The sequence below is a fragment of the Sanguibacter sp. Z6_81 genome (assembly GCF_057180625.1).
This window is the reverse complement of sequence record NZ_JBXUFV010000001.1, coordinates 868731-884251: the sequence shown is the minus strand read 5'-3', so window position 1 is coordinate 884251 and position 15521 is coordinate 868731. Positions and strand designations below refer to the sequence as shown.

Sequence of the window (15521 nt, the reverse complement as noted above, 5' to 3'; positions counted from 1 at the left end):
GTCTGTCGTGACCAGCGACGCCCCCACCCCAGCCCCGTCGGAGCCCGTCCACCTCGTCGTCATGGGGGTCACGGGCTCCGGCAAGTCCACGACGGGCGGCCAGCTCGCGGACCACCTGGGGTGGGCGTTCGTCGACGCCGACGACCTCCACCCGGCCGAGAACGTCTCGAAGATGACCGCCGGGACCCCTCTCACGGACGACGACCGCACGCCGTGGCTCGAGGTCGTGCGCGACTCGATGAGCGTCCTTGCCGACGCGGGAACCTCGAGCGTCATGGCGTGCTCCGCCCTGCGCCGGCGCTACCGCGACATCCTCGCCGGGGCGCGCGGTCGCGTGCGGTTCGTGCACCTCGAGGTCGACAGCGCGCAGATCACCGAGCGGGTGAGCAACCGGCCGGGGCACTTCATGCCCGCGACGCTCGTGCAGTCGCAGCTCGCCACGCTCGAGCCCCTCGAGCCCGACGAGGACGGCGTCGTCGTCCCCGTCACCGGGGACCCCGACGCCGTGCTCGCGGCGGCGCTCGAGGCGCTGGGGCTCTAGGAGCCGTCGCGCAGGTGGGTGAGCGTCTCGGTGGAGAACCGGCACTCGTCGAACCGGACGTGGCACCCGTCCCCCGTCGGCGACTGCGCCTCGAAACCGATGCGCGGCGTCGTCCCGGCGGGGGCGTCGAGACGGAACACCCGGACGAGCCGCCACACCGTGCCGTCCTCGGAGGTGTGCAGGGCGAAGACGCCCCCGACCCGGGCGATGCGCAACCACGTGGTCGAGCCGGCGACGACGTCGGAGTTCGTGTCGTCGGACACGTCGCGGTTGACGACGGACACGATCCTCGCGCTGCCGGCCGGGTCGAGCTCGAAGCAGAGCTTGACCCAGTGCCGGTCGTCGAACCACACGAGCAGCACACCGGCGTCGAACGTCGCTGCGAAGTCGACGGTGACCCGGGCGCTGAGCCGAAAGTCCCCCTCCGGGGCGTCGGCCAGCAGGGTGTCGGCGTTGAGGACCGGCGCGCCGCCAGCGGGGTCGATGAAGATGTCGGTCCGCGGGCCGGACGTCGCCGAGACGCTGCCGTCGCTCACCGTCCAGGACGAACCTGGCGACGGCGTGAAGGTCAACGGCACTCCGGGAACGTCGTACGTGCTGGTCATGAGGTCCTCTCGGGGGCGACGGTCGGGCGCGCCGACGTCGGACGGGTGGTGCTCGACTATAGGCACGGCGCCGGGATCACCCGCCCCCGGTGTGCCCTGCCTCGCCAGCCCCACGCCGCGCGCCCGCGAACAGACAATTCACCCGGTCCGGGGCAAGATCTCACCCCCGCGGGCTGGTGACAGCGCCCTCCGCGCCGCGCTATCGCTGGGCCGCGATTTCCTCGTTACTGTATTTCGCATGCTCACCACGGCCCAGGTCATCCAGCGTCGTCGTTTCGCGCCCTCGCCCTCCGGCGGGTTCGCGGCGCACGAGGTCGACGCGTTCGTCGACCGTGTCCTGGACACGCTCGGGAGCTACGAGCGGACGGGCGCTCCGAACGCCGGGGCCGTCACTGCGGAGGACACCCTCCGGATGGCGTTCACGTCCGTCGCCACCGGGCCCAGCTACGGCTTCCTCGATGTGCAGGACTTCCTCGACTCCGTCCACGACACGCTCGCCGTCCTCGAGTCCCGTGTCGCGCACCCACCGCCGACCCTCACCCTCGTCCGGGCGGCGACGGTTCCTGCAGCCGGCGTCCGCACCGGCGGCCCGGACGCCGCAGGCGGGGCAGGGACCGCGGCCGGAGCCTCGACGCAGTCCTGGTCGCCGCAGGTCGAGGTGCCCCGTCCCAGGGCGGTGGGAGACCGGCCCATGCCCACCAACCTCAGCTCCGCGGTGGGGGTGCTGTCCCGCGTGCACGGGCAGGGGACGGCCGGGCCGACGTGGGCACCAGCCCCAGCGCCAGCCCCAGCCGCAGCCGCGCCGGAGGGGGTCCGTGGCATGGACGTCGACGCCCTGATCTTCGAGCTGCAGCGCGCTGCGGCCCAGTCTCGCGCCCGTGGATCCCTGCGCGTCGAGGTCCAGGGCCCGACCGGCGTCGTCCCGGTGCTGCGGGTGGTCGAGGCGACGCCCGGCACGATCACGATCGTCGCCCAGTAGCGCTCGCCCCGCACCGCACGAGCGCCCGTCCGGTCAGGTGACGGTCGTACCGAACACGAGACCGAGCACGTAGGTCACGCCCGCCGCACCGAGCCCGATCGCCAGCTGTCGCAGCGCGCGCAGCGCCGGCGACGTCCCGGACAGCACACCCACCGTGGCCCCGGTGATGGACAGCGCCACCCCGACGAGCACCGTCCCGAGGACCATCGCCGTCGTCCCCGGCAGACCCAGCACGAACGGCAGGACCGGGATGAGCGCGCCGGAGGCGAAGAAGCAGAAGCTCGACGCGGCGGCGCCGAGCGCCGTCCCGACCGCCTCGTGCCCCTCCCCGGGGGGCGCGATGACCGTCGCAGACGTGTACGTCGCCAGGACCGTGTCGGCGAGCTCCTGCGCCTCGGCGGCAGAGTGGCCGCGCGCCCGGTAGACGAGGGCGAGCTCGTTCGCATCGACGTCGAGGTGGCGCAGCGCCGCCGACGCCTCCGGGCTGGGATCGGACGCCTGGATGAGCTCGCGCTGCGAACGCACCGACACGTACTCCCCCGCAGCCATGGACAGGGCTCCCGCCAGCAGCCCGGCCAGGCCGGAGAGCAGGACCGTGGCGTGCGACACCCCGGACGCACCGACGCCGAGGATGAGCGCGAGGTTCGACACGAGGCCGTCGTTGGCGCCGAAGACGGCGGCACGGAAGGTCCCGGACATCTGCATCCGGCCCCGTGTCGCCAGCGCCCGGATGACCTCGCCGTGGATGCGCTCGTCGGCGGCCATGGTCGCGGTGGCGTCGACGTCGACGTCGTAGGAGGACCGGGCCTCTGCCTGCTGGGCGAGGGCGAGGACGAACACCCCCCCGAGCCGCCGGGCGAGGACCACGAGGATCCGGGTGCGCCAGTGCGCGCGCAGGGGCCGGCCGACGTCGGCGCCGAGCAGCGCCTCCCAGTGCGCCTCGTGGCGCCCTTCGGCATCGGCGAGAGCGATGAGGATCTCGCGCTCCTCGCCCGAGCGGCGTCCGGCGAGCTCGCGGTACACCGCGGCCTCGGCGCGCTCGTCGGCGAGGTTGCGCCGCCACCTGCGGATGTCGCGCCGCGACGGCGCAGTGGTCACGACGGCGGCGGAGGGCGTCGCGGGTGGGGTGTTCGGGTCGTTCGTCACACGGACCAGTCTGGCAAGAACGGCGGGACGTGAAGTTCGGGCGCCCGCGACGGACGAGGTGGGGCTCCCGGTCACCGGGGCGCCGATGCGCCGATGTGGCGCGGGACGGGCGCCCGGATAGGGTCGCTCTGACATGCGCCTGCCACTCGTTCTCCCCGTTCAGCCCCTGACCGCCCGACACCGCCTCGCCCTGCTCGTCGTTCTCAGCACCCTGTTCCTGGGTCTCTGTGCGCTCACCGCGGCCTGGGTCGATGCCGACCACGCGCGCAGAGCGCAGGCCGCCGCCGCGGAGGTGGAGCGTCGACGGCTGACCGAGGAACGCCTGGTGCAGCGCGCGCAGGAGCTCCGCGCCGACCGCGAGCACGCCGCCGCCGAGGCCGAGCGTCTGCTCGCCGAGGAGGAGGCTGCCGCACAGGCCGCAGCCGAGGCCGCCGCCGCTGAGGCGGCCGCAGCAGAAGAGGCAGCCGCGGCCGAGGCAGCAGCGATCGCCGAAGCTCAGGAGGCCGCCGAGGCAGCGGCCGCTCAGGCCGCTGAGGAGGCCCGGCGAGAGGCGGAGCGCACCGTCGCGCAGGAGCAGCCGGCGCCGCCCGTCCCCGCTGCTCCACAGCCCCCGGCCCAGTGCGTCAACGACGCCCCGTCCTCGGGTCAGTCCTTCCACACCTCCGCGCCGTCGGCCGAGGGCGACGGGTCCAACGGCAACATCCCGGCGTCACAGATGACGCGGCTGTCCTGGGGCCACGACACCGTCGGGACGCCGCAGTACCTCACGACCTCGGCCGCTCAGGGCCTCGACGCGCTCAACACCGCCTACCAGGCGCGGTTCGGAGAGAGCCTGCACCTCGACCTCACGTACCGCTCGTACGACGAGCAGGTACGGATGCGCGCCGCGCTCGGGTCGATCGCGGCGCAGCCGGGCACCTCCGTGCACGGCACGGGCCGGGCGATCGACGTGCCCGAGTGGTCCTGCTACCGGTTCGGCTCCGAGCGTCGCGACTGGCTCGTCGCGAACGGCCCGTCCTACGGCTGGGTCTCACCCCGGTGGGCCCATGAGGACGGGTCCAACCCGGAGTACTGGCACTACGAGTACGTAGGCTGAGCGATGAGCCTTCACCGTCCATGAGAGGACACCACATGCGTACACCCACCGTCTGGGAGTCGATCGTCGAGTCCAACCCGGAGCACTCCCGCTGGTACATCGAGCGGATGCGCGGGATGGCGAAGCAGGGCGCGGACCTCGCGGGTGAGGCACGCACCATCGACGCGATGCTGGCGCGCGGCTCCCGCGTGCTCGACGCCGGGTGCGGGCCGGGCCGGGTGGGCGCGGCCCTCGCGGAGCGCGGCCACACCGTCGTGGGGGTCGACGTCGACCCCGTGCTCATCGACGCCGCGCGCGAGGACCACCCGGACGAGGAGTGGCTCGTCGGCGACCTCGCCGAGCTCGATCTGCCCGCCCGCGGGGTGGCAGAGCCGTTCGACGTCATCGTCTGCGCCGGGAACGTCATGACGTTCGTCGCCCCGGGGACGCACCAGGAGGTGCTGCGGCGGATGGCCGCGCACCTCGCGCCCGGCGGCCGGGCGGTCATCGGGTTCGGGGCGGGGCGCGGGTACGCGTTCGAGACCTTCCTCGACGACGCGCGGACGGCAGGGTTCCAGGCGGACGCGCTCTTCTCGACGTGGGACCTGCGGCCGTTCGTGGACGACTCCGACTTCCTCGTCGCGGTGCTCAGCGTCGCGGGGGCGACGGCCCCGTGACCGACCTCGCGGCGTTCACCCGCGCCGTGCGCGCGTTCTCGGCCGAGCGGGACTGGGAGCAGTTCCAGGACCCCAAGTCCCTGGCCCTCGCCCTCACGGGCGAGGTCGGCGAGGTCGCCGAGCTCCTCCAGTGGGTGCGGGCCGACGAGGTCGTCGAGCGGTTCGCGGATCCGGCGCGACGTGAGCGGATCGGCGACGAGCTCGCGGACGTCCTCATCTACCTCGTCCGGCTCGCCGACGTGCTGGGGGTCGACCTCGGAGCGGCGGGCGAGGCGAAGCTCGCGCGCAACCACGAGCGGTTCCCCGTGGCCGGGGACGCGAGCGTCGTGGGGGTCGCCCCGCACAAGGGGTGACCGCACCCCCGGGTGACTGCTCCCCCGGGTGACTGCGCCCCGGGGTCACTCCCGGGCGTACCGCTCGACGAAGTTGCGCATGATGCGGGCCGGGTGGGTGACGGTCGAGCGCCGCACCTGCTCGATCACCGTGCCCGAGTCCCCGGGCGGGTAGTACCCGGAGTCCTCGTAGATGACGATGCGGTCCACGAGGGTGTCGAGGTCGAGCTCGGGGTGGAACTGCGTGGCGTAGAGGTTCGAGCGGACGCGGAACATCTGGACGGGGCACCCGGGGGACGATGCGAGCAGGACGGCATGCTCGGGCAGCTGCGTGCACGCCTCCTTGTGGCCGACGAACGCCTCGAACGTCGTCGGGAGCCCGGCGAGCAGCGGGTCCGCGCGGCCCTCCTCGGTGAGCGTGACCGGGACCGCGCCGATGCCCTCGCCGTAGGTCGTGTCGACGACGGCTCCCTCGTGGACGCCGAGCGTCCCCACGCCGTAGCAGGCTCCGAGGTAGGGGACGTCCCGCTCGACGACCTCGTCGAGCAGCGCCCCGATCTCGCGCTCGACGCGCAGCTGGACGTCGGACTTGCTCTCCTGCGGGTCGCTCGCCGTGAAGGGGCTCCCGCCGACGATGACGCCGGAGTAGTCATCAAGGTCGATCGGCGGCAGCGGGCCGGCTTCCATGCGCACCCGGTGGAGGTCCTGCGCGTCGAGCCCGCCGCACCGCAGGAACGCGGCGTTCTCGCCGTCGGCCGCGGCGTCGTCGGCGCGGGTGGACAGAAGGAGGAAGGGTTTCACGGAGCCATCCTGCGCCGGATCGAGCGGACGCGCCTCCGCGGCGCCCGGGGCCGCTCTGGCGGGCGTCAGGCCCGCAGCACGAGGCCTGCGGCGAGGCCGAGCATGACGATCCCGATGCCGACGTCGAGGATCCGCCACGCCTTCGGCTTGCTGAGGATGCCGGAGAGCGACCTGGCGCCGACGCCCAGCGTCGTGAACCACACGACGCTGCCGGCGAGCGCGCCCGCAGCGAACGTCCAGCGGGCGTCGCCCTGCTCGTTCGCGAGGCTGCCGAGGACGACCGTGTCGAGGTAGGCGTGCGGGTTGAGGAACGTCAGGGCGAGCGTCGTGGTGGCGACGGACCCGCGGGAGCGGGGGGCGTCGTCGGACAGCGTCGCGGGAGTCGCGGCGGAGCGGAACGACCGGATGCCCCACCACGCGAGGTAGGCGGCGCCGCCCCATCGCAGGACGTCCATGAGCCACGGGAACTGCGCGACGAGGGTGCCCATCCCGGCGGTCCCGCCGAGGATGAGGAGCGCGTCGCCCGCCATCGCGAGCGCGACGACGACGCCGATGTGCTCGCGACGCACCCCCTGACGCAGGACGAACGCGTTCTGCGCTCCGATAGCGACGATCAGCACCAGCCCGGTAGCAAGACCGGTTCCCCACACACTCCACATTGGGTCGACGGTAGGCACATGTGCATCTACAGACAAACGCATGAATCTACAGAACCATTAGCATTGCTTCATGAACCTCAGTCACCTCCACGCCCTCGTCGCCATCGTCGACGAAGGCACCTTCGAGGCTGCAGCCGACGCGCTGCGCATCAGCCCCTCGGCGGTGAGCCAGCGCATCAAGGCCCTGGAGTCCGCCGTCGGGCAGGTCGTCGTGCGGCGCGGGACGCCCTGCGAACCGACGGACGCGGGCACCGTCCTCCTGCGGATGGCCAGGCAGCTCCAGGTCCTCGAGGCCGAGACGTGGCACGCGCTCGGGGACGGGATCTCCTCCCGCACCGTCACCCCCGTCGCCGTCAACGCCGACTCCCTCGCCACGTGGTTCGTGCCCGTGCTCGCCGACGCGGCCGGATGGTCGGACACGACGCTCGACCTGCACGTCGAGGACCAGGGACACAGCAGCCGCCTCCTGCGCCAGGGGGACGTCATCGGCGCCGTGACGTCCGACCCCGTCCCCGTCAACGGGTGCAGGGCCGAGCTCCTCGGCCACATGCGCTACCTCCTCGTCGCCGCCCCCGCCCTCCGGGACCGCTTCACCCAGGACGGGACGGTCGACTGGGCGCGCATGCCGACGATCGAGTTCAGCGCCAAGGACGAGCTCCAGGTCGAGGTGCTGCGCGCCCGCGGGGTGACGGACTCCCCGCCGACGCACCGGATCCCCTCCGCGGAAGGGTTCCTCGCGGGCATCCGCGCCGGTCTCGGCTGGGGACTCATCCCCGAGCTGCAGCTCGGGAGCGCGCTCGAGGACGGGTCCCTCGTCGCGCTCGAGGAGGACGGGTACGACCTCGCGCTGCACTGGCAGACGTGGACGCTCGACTCGGAGCGGCTCGACCGCATCACGGCGAGCGTCCGCCACGCAGCCTCTGCCGCGCTCCGAGGCGTCAGCGGGAGGAGAACCCCCCGTCGGACGCGATCGTCTGACCGGTGACCCACTCCGACTCGTCGCTGAGCAACCACGCGGCCAGCCGCGCCGTGTCCGTGGGCTGGCTCCACCGACCGCCAGGACTGAAGGTGGCGACGGCCGCGAGCGTCTCCTCGTCGGCGTAGCCCGTGTCGTTGGGGCCCGGGTTGATGCAGTTGACGGTGATGCGCCTCGGCGCGAGGTGCACCGCGAGGCTCGCCGTGAGCTCGTGGAGAGCGGCCTTCGTCGCGATGTACGGCAGCTCCCCGGGCATGGCTCCCCGGTACTGGCCCGAGGTGAACAGCAGGACCCGGCCACCCGGGCGCGCGTCGTCGTGCTGTGCCGCGAACGCCTGGGTGAGCAGCAACGTCGCGCGGGTGTTCACGGCGTGACTGAGGTCCAGCTCGGCGGCCGTGAGCTGCTCGAGGGACTGGCTGCTGCTGCGCGCATGGTTGGCCACGACGGCATCGACGTGCCCGAACGCGTCCCGCGCCGCCGCGACGAGGGCCGCGGGCGCCTCCGGCTCGCTGAGGTCGAGGGACACGTGCTCGACGCGCCCGCCCGCGGCCCGCAGCTCCTCGAGGAGCGCCTGCGGCCCGCCGGGGTCGGCTCCCCACGGCTGCTCCTCGTCGTGCGGCTGCCACGAGTGCAGCAGCACCGAGGCGCCGTCCGCGACAGCACGACGGGCGATCGCCGCGCCGATGGCGATGCGCCGGCTCGCACCGGTCACGAGGACCACACGGTCGTGCAACGGGCGGGATGGTGCCGGGGCGTCTGCGGGTGGGTGGGTCATGGCGCCACCCTCCCGCGCGCCCGCTGAGGCGTGCAACTCCTTTGCCCGCTCCCCGGCCGGGTCTCGCCCGGGCCTCTCCCCCGGGTCTCGCCCGGCGTGTCTCGCCGGACGCAGCGGGGCCGGATCAGGCCGGCGGGGTGCCGTCCCCGAAGGGGCGCCCACCCAAGGACGCACGGCCGTGCGCCGTCGACCACCCGGACAGGTCCGGTCCCTGCGGGACGATGCCGCTCGGGTTGATGTCCCGGTGGACGACGTAGTAGTGCGCCTTGATCTGGTCGAAGTCGACCGTGTCGCCGAACCCGGGGGTCTGGAAGAGGTCGCGGGCGTACGCCCAGAGCACCGGCATCTCCGTGAGCTTCGAGCGGTTGCACTTGAAGTGCCCGTGGTAGACGGCGTCGAACCGCACGAGGGTCGTGAACAGGCGCACGTCCGCCTCGGTGATGGACTCTCCCATGAGGAAGCGCTGGGTCGCGAGCCGCTCCTCGAGCCAGTCGAGTGCGGTGAACAGCCGCGCGTACGCGTCGTCGTACGCCTCCTGCGTGCCCGCGAACCCGCAGCGGTACACGCCGTTGTTGACCTCCGTGTAGATGCGCCGCATGACGGCGTCCATCTCCTCGCGCAGGTGCTCGGGGTAGAGGTCCGGAGCGCCGGGACGGTGGTGCTCGCGCCACTGCGTCGAGAAGTCGAGCGTCATCTGCGCGTAGTCGTTGGTGACGACCTTGCCGGTGGTCGTGTCGACGATCGCCGGGACGGTGATGCCCTTGTCGTAGGCGGGGTCGAACGCGAGGTACGCGTCCTTGAGGCGCGGGATGCCGAGCACCGGGTCCACCCCGCCGGGGTCGAGGTCGAAGGTCCAGCTGTCGGGGTCGTGCGTCGGTCCGGTGAGGCCGAGCGACAGGACGTCCTCGAGCCCGACGAGGCGCCGGACGATGATGGTGCGGTTGGCCCAGGGGCACGCACGTGCGGCGACGAGCCGGTAGCGCCCCGGCTCGACCGCGAAACCGTCCCGCCCGTCCGCGGTGATGCGCGTCGGGATGTACCGCGTGTCCCGGGAGAACTCACGGCCGGGGATGGAGTAGACGCCATCTTGGTTGCTCATTCAACTAGTCTCCACCCGCCGGGGTGGCACCGCGCGCCAGGCGGACGGCTCACCTGGTGCGCGCGGGCGGAGGGCTCACCGGGCGCGCCCGGGCGAAGGGCTCACCCGACGCGAGCCCGGGCGATCTAGAGGTCGCGCGGGGGCGGTCCCGTCCATGTCGACCGGGTGGGACCGTCGTCCTCGGCGTCGTCGACGTCGTCGGGAGCGCCCTCCGGGCCGGCCTTGCGCAGGTTGATGATGCTCAGGACGAGTCCGCCCCACACGACGACGATGGCGATGATGAGGAAGGTGATGGCGGTCGGGGTCATGATCGGACGTCCTTCTGGGTACGGAGCGGGCGGCGCGCCGGCCGGGGCACCCCGCCCGGCGGCAGCGCGGGCGACGGCGTGAAGTCGTCGGGGTTCCGACGCCACGGGATCGCCGTCATGGCGAGTGCGAACACGACGAGGAACGCGATGGTGCCCCACCCGAACGTCGTGATGAACCACCGCGGGTACCCCTCGTACCCGTCGACGATCACGGTGTAGATGCTCGAGACGAGCATGTAGCCGATGACGACGGGAGCCACCACACCCACGGCCCACCGCCACCACGCGCCGATCCGCGTCGAGGACACGGAGTTGAGGTGCCACTGGAGCTCGGGCAGGCGCCGCAGGACGAGGCCGACGAGGACGGTGGACAGCACCGCCGACCCGATGACGCCGACCTCGTTGGCCCACTTGTCGACCGTGTCGAGCATCGGCAGGGCCGTCGTCGTCGAGAAGAGCAGCACGGACAGCAGCGCCGCCACCCCGCCCACCCGGAGCGCCGCCGCGCGAGGAGACCACACGAACTTCTCCTGGAACCCGGCAGAGACCACCTGGAGCACCGACAGCAACGACGTGAAGCCCGCGAGGGCGAGCGAGGCGAAGAAGAGGAACCCGAACAGTGGTCCGCCGGGCATCATCGAGATGATCTGCGGGAACGTGATGAAGGACAGCGACGGCCCGGTGAGCCCCTCGAGCTCGGAGACCTGGATGTTCTGCTGGTGCGCCATGAACCCGATGGTCGCGAACACGCCGATGCCGGCGAGGATCTCGAAGGAGGAGTTGGCGAAGCCCACGACGAGGCCCGACGAGGTGAGGTTCGCGCGCCGGCGCAGGTAGGACGAGTACGTGATCATGATGCCGAAGGCGATCGACAACGAGAAGAAGATCTGCGCGAACGCCGCCACCCACACACCCGGGTGCGTCAGCGCTGACCAGTCGGGGGTGAACAACGCGTTGAGACCCTCGGACGCCCCGTCGAGGAACAGTGCCCGCACGACGAGCGCGGTGAAGAGCAGGACGAGGAGCGGCAGGAAGATGACGTTCGCCCGCTCCAGGCCCTTCTGCACCCCGAGCGCGAGGACCACGAGCACCACGACCCACACGCCCACGAGCGGCCCCAGGACCGCAGGCACGAAGTCCAGGCTCACGCCGGGTTCCGCCGCGACCCGGAGGTACTCACCGGTGAAGAACCCGGCGGGGTCGTCGCCCCAGGAGGTCCGCAACGAGAAGTACATGTAGCTGACGGACCACGCGATGATCGCCGCGTAGTAGAGGACGATGACGAACGCGATGGCGACCTGGAACCACCCGATCGACTCCGCCTTGCGCACGAGCCGGCGGAAGACCGTCGGTGCCGAGCCACGGAAGCGGTGACCCAGCGCGTAGTCGAGGAGCAGGATGGGGATCCCGACGCCGAGGAGCGCGACGAGGTAGGGGATGAGGAACGCTCCCCCGCCGTTCTCGTAGGCGACGCCCGGGAACCGCCAGATGTTGCCGAGCCCGACGGCCGACCCGATCGCCGCGAGGATGAATCCCGTCTGCCCTGACCACTGCTCGCGGCCCGCCCTGGGCTGTCTCGTGGACCTTGTCATCTGCGTGCTCCGGTTCGTGTTCGCCTCGCCCCTCGGGCGCTGACATCGTGATGAACCTAGCGCCGCTGCTCGCGTGGCGCCCGGCCCGGTCGGTCTGCGCAGTCGCTACCCTGTGGGGCATGACAACCTCGGACCCCTACGGGTCGGCGCCGCAGAGCGCCCAGCAGTCGTCCCCCTACGGGTTCTCGAAGGCCCCGTCGGAGGGAGCCCCGTCCTCCTCAGGCTACCCGTCTGCACCCGCCGGATATGCGGACGCTCCCGGCGGGTATCCCGCTGCGCCGTCGGCCGTCGGCGGGCAGGTCGTCCACGGACAGAACGGACCCTCGGGGAAGACGCGTTCTCCCATCGCGGTGTTCCTCCTGGCGATCGTCACCTTCGGCATCTACGCCTACGTGTGGCACTACAAGGTCAACGAGGAGCTGCGCGCCTTCCACCCGTCGATCCAGGTCAACCCCGTGAACATGATCCTCCTGTGCATCTTCGTGCCCTTCGGCTTCATCGTCTCGGTGTACCGCACGGGGGAGCGTGTGGCGCAGGCGCAGCGGCTCGCAGGGCTTCCGGGGGCGACGTCCCCGGCCATCGGCACCCTCCTGGCGATCGTCATCCTGGGGCACCTCTTCTACTACCAGGACGGCCTCAACAGCATCTGGCAGTTCCGCCAGGCCTGAGCTGCTCCGCACCGTAGGACACCGCCGGGCGTCTTTCGAGGAGGCGCCCGGCGGTCATGTGTCTGGTTCGGTGAGGCGGCTGTCTCGGTGAGGCGGCTGTCTCGGTCGGGCGGCTGTCTCGGTCGGGCGGCTGTCTCGGTCAGGCGGCACGTACCGTCAGTGTGCTGGAACCGTCCGGGAGCCGGCGCACGGAGATCCCGTCGGCGATGCTCTGCTTGAGCCCTTCGACGTGCGAGACGACCCCGACGACCCGTCCACCGTCGCGCAGGGCGCCGAGCACCCGCAGGACGGAGTCGAGGGTCTCGGGGTCGAGAGATCCGAACCCCTCGTCGATGAACAGGGTGCCGAGGTCGACGCCACCGGCCTCCGCGGTGACGACGTCGGCCATGCCGAGCGCGAGGCACAGGGACACGTAGAAGGTCTCGCCCCCGGAGAGCGACTGGGTGAGGCGCGTGGAGCCCGTGTGGTGGTCGACGACGCGCAGTGCGAGACCGATCTTGCGTCCGCCGCCTGACTCCTTCTCGTCGCTGCGCTCGAGCTCGTACCGACCGTCGGACATGATCGCGATGCGCTCGTTCGCGGCAGCGACGACGTCCTCGAAGCGCTGCATGAGGACGTAGGTCTGCAGCGTGAGGCGGTTGGGGTTGTCCGGCGAGGTGGCGTTGGCGAGCGAGGCCATCCGCAGCACGGGGTCGGCACGGCCGGCGGTGCTGTCGAGGGCCGCCACGGCGTCGGCGATGGCCGTGGCGCACCGCTCTGCGGCGGCCGCACGGTCCTCCGCCCGGGTGGCTTCGCGGGCTCGCTCGCGGGCAACGTCCTCCGCGGTCCGCGCTCGCTCGCGGGCGCCGTCGAGGTCGACCTCGACGTGCTCGGGCAGCGCGACGATGCGGTCCTCGAGGAGCCCCGAGCGGACCCGCTCGGTGCACGCGTGGAAGTCCCTGACCTCGGCCTCGTGGGACGCCATCGTCGCGTCGGCGAGCGCGGCCGCCCGGACGTCGTCGATCGAGTCGAATCCCTGCTCGCGCATGACCGACTCTCGCTCAGAACGGCGCTGCTCGAGGCCGAGGGCCGCCGTCCCGGCGCGGGCCCGTGCACCCAGGACGTCGTCGATGACCTGGACCTGTGCGGTGAGTGTGTCCACCACGTCGGTCAACGTCCTCGCGGACGGCTCGTCACGCCCGTCGGCGCGTGCGCCGTGGCCGTCGGCCCGCTCGGGGTCCGGGCGCCCGCCGTGGGTGCCCCGGTCGGTCTCGAGGGCGTCCTGGACCTCGGCGACGTCGGCAGCGAGGCTGGCGCCGTCGTGCTCGACGCGGGCCGTGGTGCGCGCGACGGTCTCGGACAGCTCGTGGTGCTGGGTCCGCAGTGCCTCGGTCCTGGCGTCGAACGCGCGCAACAGGTCGCTCGCGGCCGCGAGCTCCCGGACGGCCCGCTCGGACTCCGCGACGTCGGCGAGCGCCGCGTCGAGGGACGCAACGGCCCCTTCCGGGTCCGTGCCCGCGGTGAGCCGCCGCTGCGCCGTCAGGCGTTCCTCGAGCCCGGCGACGCGACGGTTCGCCGTGTCGAGCACGCCCTCTGCCTCGCTCCGGGCGGCCTCCGCGTCCGCGAGCATCTCCGGTGTCACGTGGTCGTCGGTGAGGGCCGCGGGCGCCGGGTGCTCGCACCCACCGCACACGGGGCAGGGATCGCCCGGCGCGAGCCGGGCCGCGAGCTCGCCGGCGATGTCGGTGATCCGCGCGGTGCGCAGCTCTCGCTCCCGGTCCACCGCGTCCCGCGCCGCCTCGGCGGCCGCACGACGGTCGGCCTGTGCGGCGGCGACCTCCTCGGTGCACACGGCGAGTGCGTCCAGCGCGTCGAGCGCCTCGCGGGCGCGGGTGACGGCCTCGGTGCGAGCGGGGAGCAGCTCGGCGGTCGCGCGTACGGACTCGTGAGCACGCTCGTGCTCGGCGCGCAGCGCAGGTCGGCCCTCGAGCTCCCGGGTGAGCGCCGTGTGCTCGTCCCGGAGCGCGGCCAGGGTTGCCTCGCGGGCCGCGAGGGCGTCCTGCCGTCCGGGCAGCCCCTGCTCGAGGCGGACGAGCCTGTCGAGCGACGCGGCGCGCCGGAAGGCGTCGTCGCGCTCGGCCAGCAGGTCGCTCGCCGCCTCGTCACCCTCGGGCGACGCGGACAGGGTGTCCGCCGGCAGGCCCGCAGCGACGAGCGCACGCTCGAACGTCCGGAACGCCTGCTCTGCTGCGCGCTCGGCCGCCTCCTCGCCGGCGAGCAGCGGCCGGACGACGGCTGCTCGTCGCGCGGCGTCGAGTGCGCGGGCCTGGCGCTCGACGACGGGCTCACGCCCAGCGAGGTCCGCGGCCTCGAGGCGGAGCCGGCCACGACACTCCACCGCCTCGTGCAGCGCGCGAGCCTCGTCGAGGGCGGTCCGCGCGCGCTCGTGCGCGGACGCGCCATCCTCGGCGGCCCGCGACGCGGCGGCTGACGCGGCGCTCAACGCTGCAGCCTGCTCGGCGGCCAGCTTCGCGGTGTCCTCGAGGCGCGCCTCTCGCAGGACCAGGGCGTCCTCGTCCGGGAGGCCGGCCGCCGCGAGGAACGACTCGAGGGCGCTCGTGACGCGTGCCCGCGCCGTCGTCACCTCACCCTGGACCTCGCTGCGCATCGCCGCGAGCTCCGTCTGCGCCTTCTCGTAGATCTCCGTGCCGAACACCTTCTGCAGCAGGCCCCGACGGTCCTCGGGCTTGGCCCGCAGGAACCCGGCGAACTCACCCTGGGGCAGGACGATCGTCTGGACGAACTGCGCGCGGTCGAGGCCGACGATGCGCTGCAGCTGCAGACCCGCCTCATCGAGACGGTTCGCCAGGAGGTCACCGACCACGCCGGGGTCGCCCAGGTCGACGCCCGGTCCGAGGAACCCGCCCGGCAGGCGCCACACCTTCACGGTTGCCTGCTGCTTGGTGGTGCCGGCGCCCCGCTTCTTCGGGCGCAGCCGCTCGGGGGTGCGCAGGACGCGGTAGGCCCCGCTGCTCGTCTCGAACGTGAGGTCGACGAACGAGTCGACGTCGTCGGGTGCGTGGGCGGAGCGCAGGCGGTCGTCGCTCGCGGTCGCTGATGCGACCTTGCCGTACAACGCGAAGACGACCGCGTCGATGAGGGTCGACTTCCCGGCGCCCGTGGGCCCTTCGAGCAGGAAGATGCCCGATGCCGCGAGCGCTCCGAAGTCGACGACGTGCCGTCCGGCGAAGGGCCCGATGGCCTGGAGGGTCAGTGCGTGCAGGTGCATGGGACGCTCCCGGTCGGTCG

The 15521-nt window shown here is 72.7% G+C and carries 16 protein-coding genes; 7 read left to right on the top strand and 9 right to left on the bottom strand.

Annotation, left to right across the window (positions count from 1 at the left end):
- The first annotated feature begins 7 nt into the window (after positions 1-7).
- Positions 8-541 (top strand): gluconokinase, encoded by a 534-nt coding sequence (locus tag AC2AXK_RS04210; RefSeq protein WP_484344082.1) that lies wholly within the window; start codon positions 8-10, stop codon positions 539-541.
- On the opposite strand, the gene AC2AXK_RS04205 is transcribed toward AC2AXK_RS04210, so the two are convergent.
- The gene (locus AC2AXK_RS04205; RefSeq protein ID WP_484344081.1) at positions 538-1146 is read right to left on the bottom strand and encodes a DUF1349 domain-containing protein; all 609 of its coding nucleotides are present in this window, start codon (positions 1144-1146) and stop codon (positions 538-540) included. The genes AC2AXK_RS04210 and AC2AXK_RS04205 overlap by 4 nt on opposite strands.
- 238 nt (positions 1147-1384) lie before the next feature.
- On the opposite strand from AC2AXK_RS04205, the gene AC2AXK_RS04200 reads away from it, so the two are divergent.
- On the top strand, positions 1385-2125 hold the full coding sequence (locus tag AC2AXK_RS04200) for a DivIVA domain-containing protein (RefSeq protein ID WP_484344080.1): 741 nt from the start codon (positions 1385-1387) through the stop codon (positions 2123-2125).
- A gap of 33 nt (positions 2126-2158) precedes the next feature.
- Here AC2AXK_RS04200 and AC2AXK_RS04195 read toward each other — a convergent pair whose 3' ends face one another.
- Entirely contained in the window at positions 2159-3280 is a 1122-nt protein-coding gene (locus tag AC2AXK_RS04195) for a VIT1/CCC1 transporter family protein (protein WP_484344250.1), read from the bottom strand.
- 124 nt (positions 3281-3404) lie between these two features.
- Here AC2AXK_RS04195 and AC2AXK_RS04190 point away from each other — a divergent pair, with 124 nt between their 5' ends.
- From AC2AXK_RS04190 to AC2AXK_RS04180, 3 genes are read left to right on the top strand one after another with little or no spacing between them, the layout of a single operon-like run.
- Positions 3405-4367, top strand: a complete 963-nt coding sequence (locus tag AC2AXK_RS04190; protein WP_484344079.1) for a M15 family metallopeptidase — start codon at positions 3405-3407, stop codon at positions 4365-4367.
- Positions 4368-4402: 35 nt separating this feature from the next.
- Positions 4403-5023, top strand: a complete 621-nt coding sequence (locus tag AC2AXK_RS04185; protein WP_484344078.1) for a class I SAM-dependent methyltransferase — start codon at positions 4403-4405, stop codon at positions 5021-5023.
- Positions 5020-5376, top strand: a complete 357-nt coding sequence (locus AC2AXK_RS04180) for a nucleotide pyrophosphohydrolase (protein ID WP_484344077.1) — start codon at positions 5020-5022, stop codon at positions 5374-5376. The genes AC2AXK_RS04185 and AC2AXK_RS04180 overlap by 4 nt, the downstream gene beginning before the upstream one ends.
- Before the next feature lie 45 nt (positions 5377-5421).
- On the opposite strand, the gene AC2AXK_RS04175 is transcribed toward AC2AXK_RS04180, so the two are convergent.
- On the bottom strand, positions 5422-6156 hold the full coding sequence (locus AC2AXK_RS04175) for a glutamine amidotransferase (RefSeq protein WP_484344076.1): 735 nt from the start codon (positions 6154-6156) through the stop codon (positions 5422-5424).
- Between the two features lie 65 nt (positions 6157-6221).
- Positions 6222-6815: a LysE/ArgO family amino acid transporter gene (locus tag AC2AXK_RS04170; RefSeq protein WP_484344075.1), complete on the bottom strand. Its 594-nt coding sequence runs from the start codon at positions 6813-6815 to the stop codon at positions 6222-6224.
- A 70-nt stretch (positions 6816-6885) separates the two neighbouring features.
- Here AC2AXK_RS04170 and AC2AXK_RS04165 point away from each other — a divergent pair, with 70 nt between their 5' ends.
- Positions 6886-7800 carry a LysR family transcriptional regulator ArgP gene (locus AC2AXK_RS04165; RefSeq protein ID WP_484344074.1) on the top strand — a complete coding sequence of 305 codons (915 nt, stop codon included), beginning with the start codon at positions 6886-6888 and terminating at the stop codon, positions 7798-7800.
- Here the strand turns inward: AC2AXK_RS04165 and AC2AXK_RS04160 are convergent.
- The 4 genes from AC2AXK_RS04160 to AC2AXK_RS04145 form a co-directional block, all read right to left on the bottom strand.
- Positions 7754-8566, bottom strand: coding sequence for an SDR family oxidoreductase (locus tag AC2AXK_RS04160; protein ID WP_484344073.1), 813 nt, complete (start codon positions 8564-8566; stop codon positions 7754-7756). The genes AC2AXK_RS04165 and AC2AXK_RS04160 overlap by 47 nt on opposite strands.
- Positions 8567-8690: 124 nt before the next feature.
- Positions 8691-9665, bottom strand: coding sequence for a glutathione S-transferase family protein (locus AC2AXK_RS04155; RefSeq protein ID WP_484344072.1), 975 nt, complete (start codon positions 9663-9665; stop codon positions 8691-8693).
- 125 nt (positions 9666-9790) lie between these two features.
- On the bottom strand, positions 9791-9973 hold the full coding sequence (locus tag AC2AXK_RS04150) for a methionine/alanine import family NSS transporter small subunit (RefSeq protein ID WP_484344071.1): 183 nt from the start codon (positions 9971-9973) through the stop codon (positions 9791-9793).
- On the bottom strand, positions 9970-11565 hold the full coding sequence (locus AC2AXK_RS04145) for a sodium-dependent transporter (protein ID WP_484344070.1): 1596 nt from the start codon (positions 11563-11565) through the stop codon (positions 9970-9972). Before AC2AXK_RS04145 ends, AC2AXK_RS04150 begins: the two co-directional genes overlap by 4 nt.
- Positions 11566-11684: 119 nt before the next feature.
- Between AC2AXK_RS04145 and AC2AXK_RS04140 the strand changes: the two genes are divergently transcribed.
- Positions 11685-12233 carry a DUF4234 domain-containing protein gene (locus tag AC2AXK_RS04140; protein WP_484344069.1) on the top strand — a complete coding sequence of 183 codons (549 nt, stop codon included), beginning with the start codon at positions 11685-11687 and terminating at the stop codon, positions 12231-12233.
- 139 nt (positions 12234-12372) lie between these two features.
- On the opposite strand, the gene AC2AXK_RS04135 is transcribed toward AC2AXK_RS04140, so the two are convergent.
- Positions 12373-15501, bottom strand: a complete 3129-nt coding sequence (locus AC2AXK_RS04135) for an AAA family ATPase (RefSeq protein ID WP_484344068.1) — start codon at positions 15499-15501, stop codon at positions 12373-12375.
- Positions 15502-15521 lie beyond the last annotated feature (20 nt).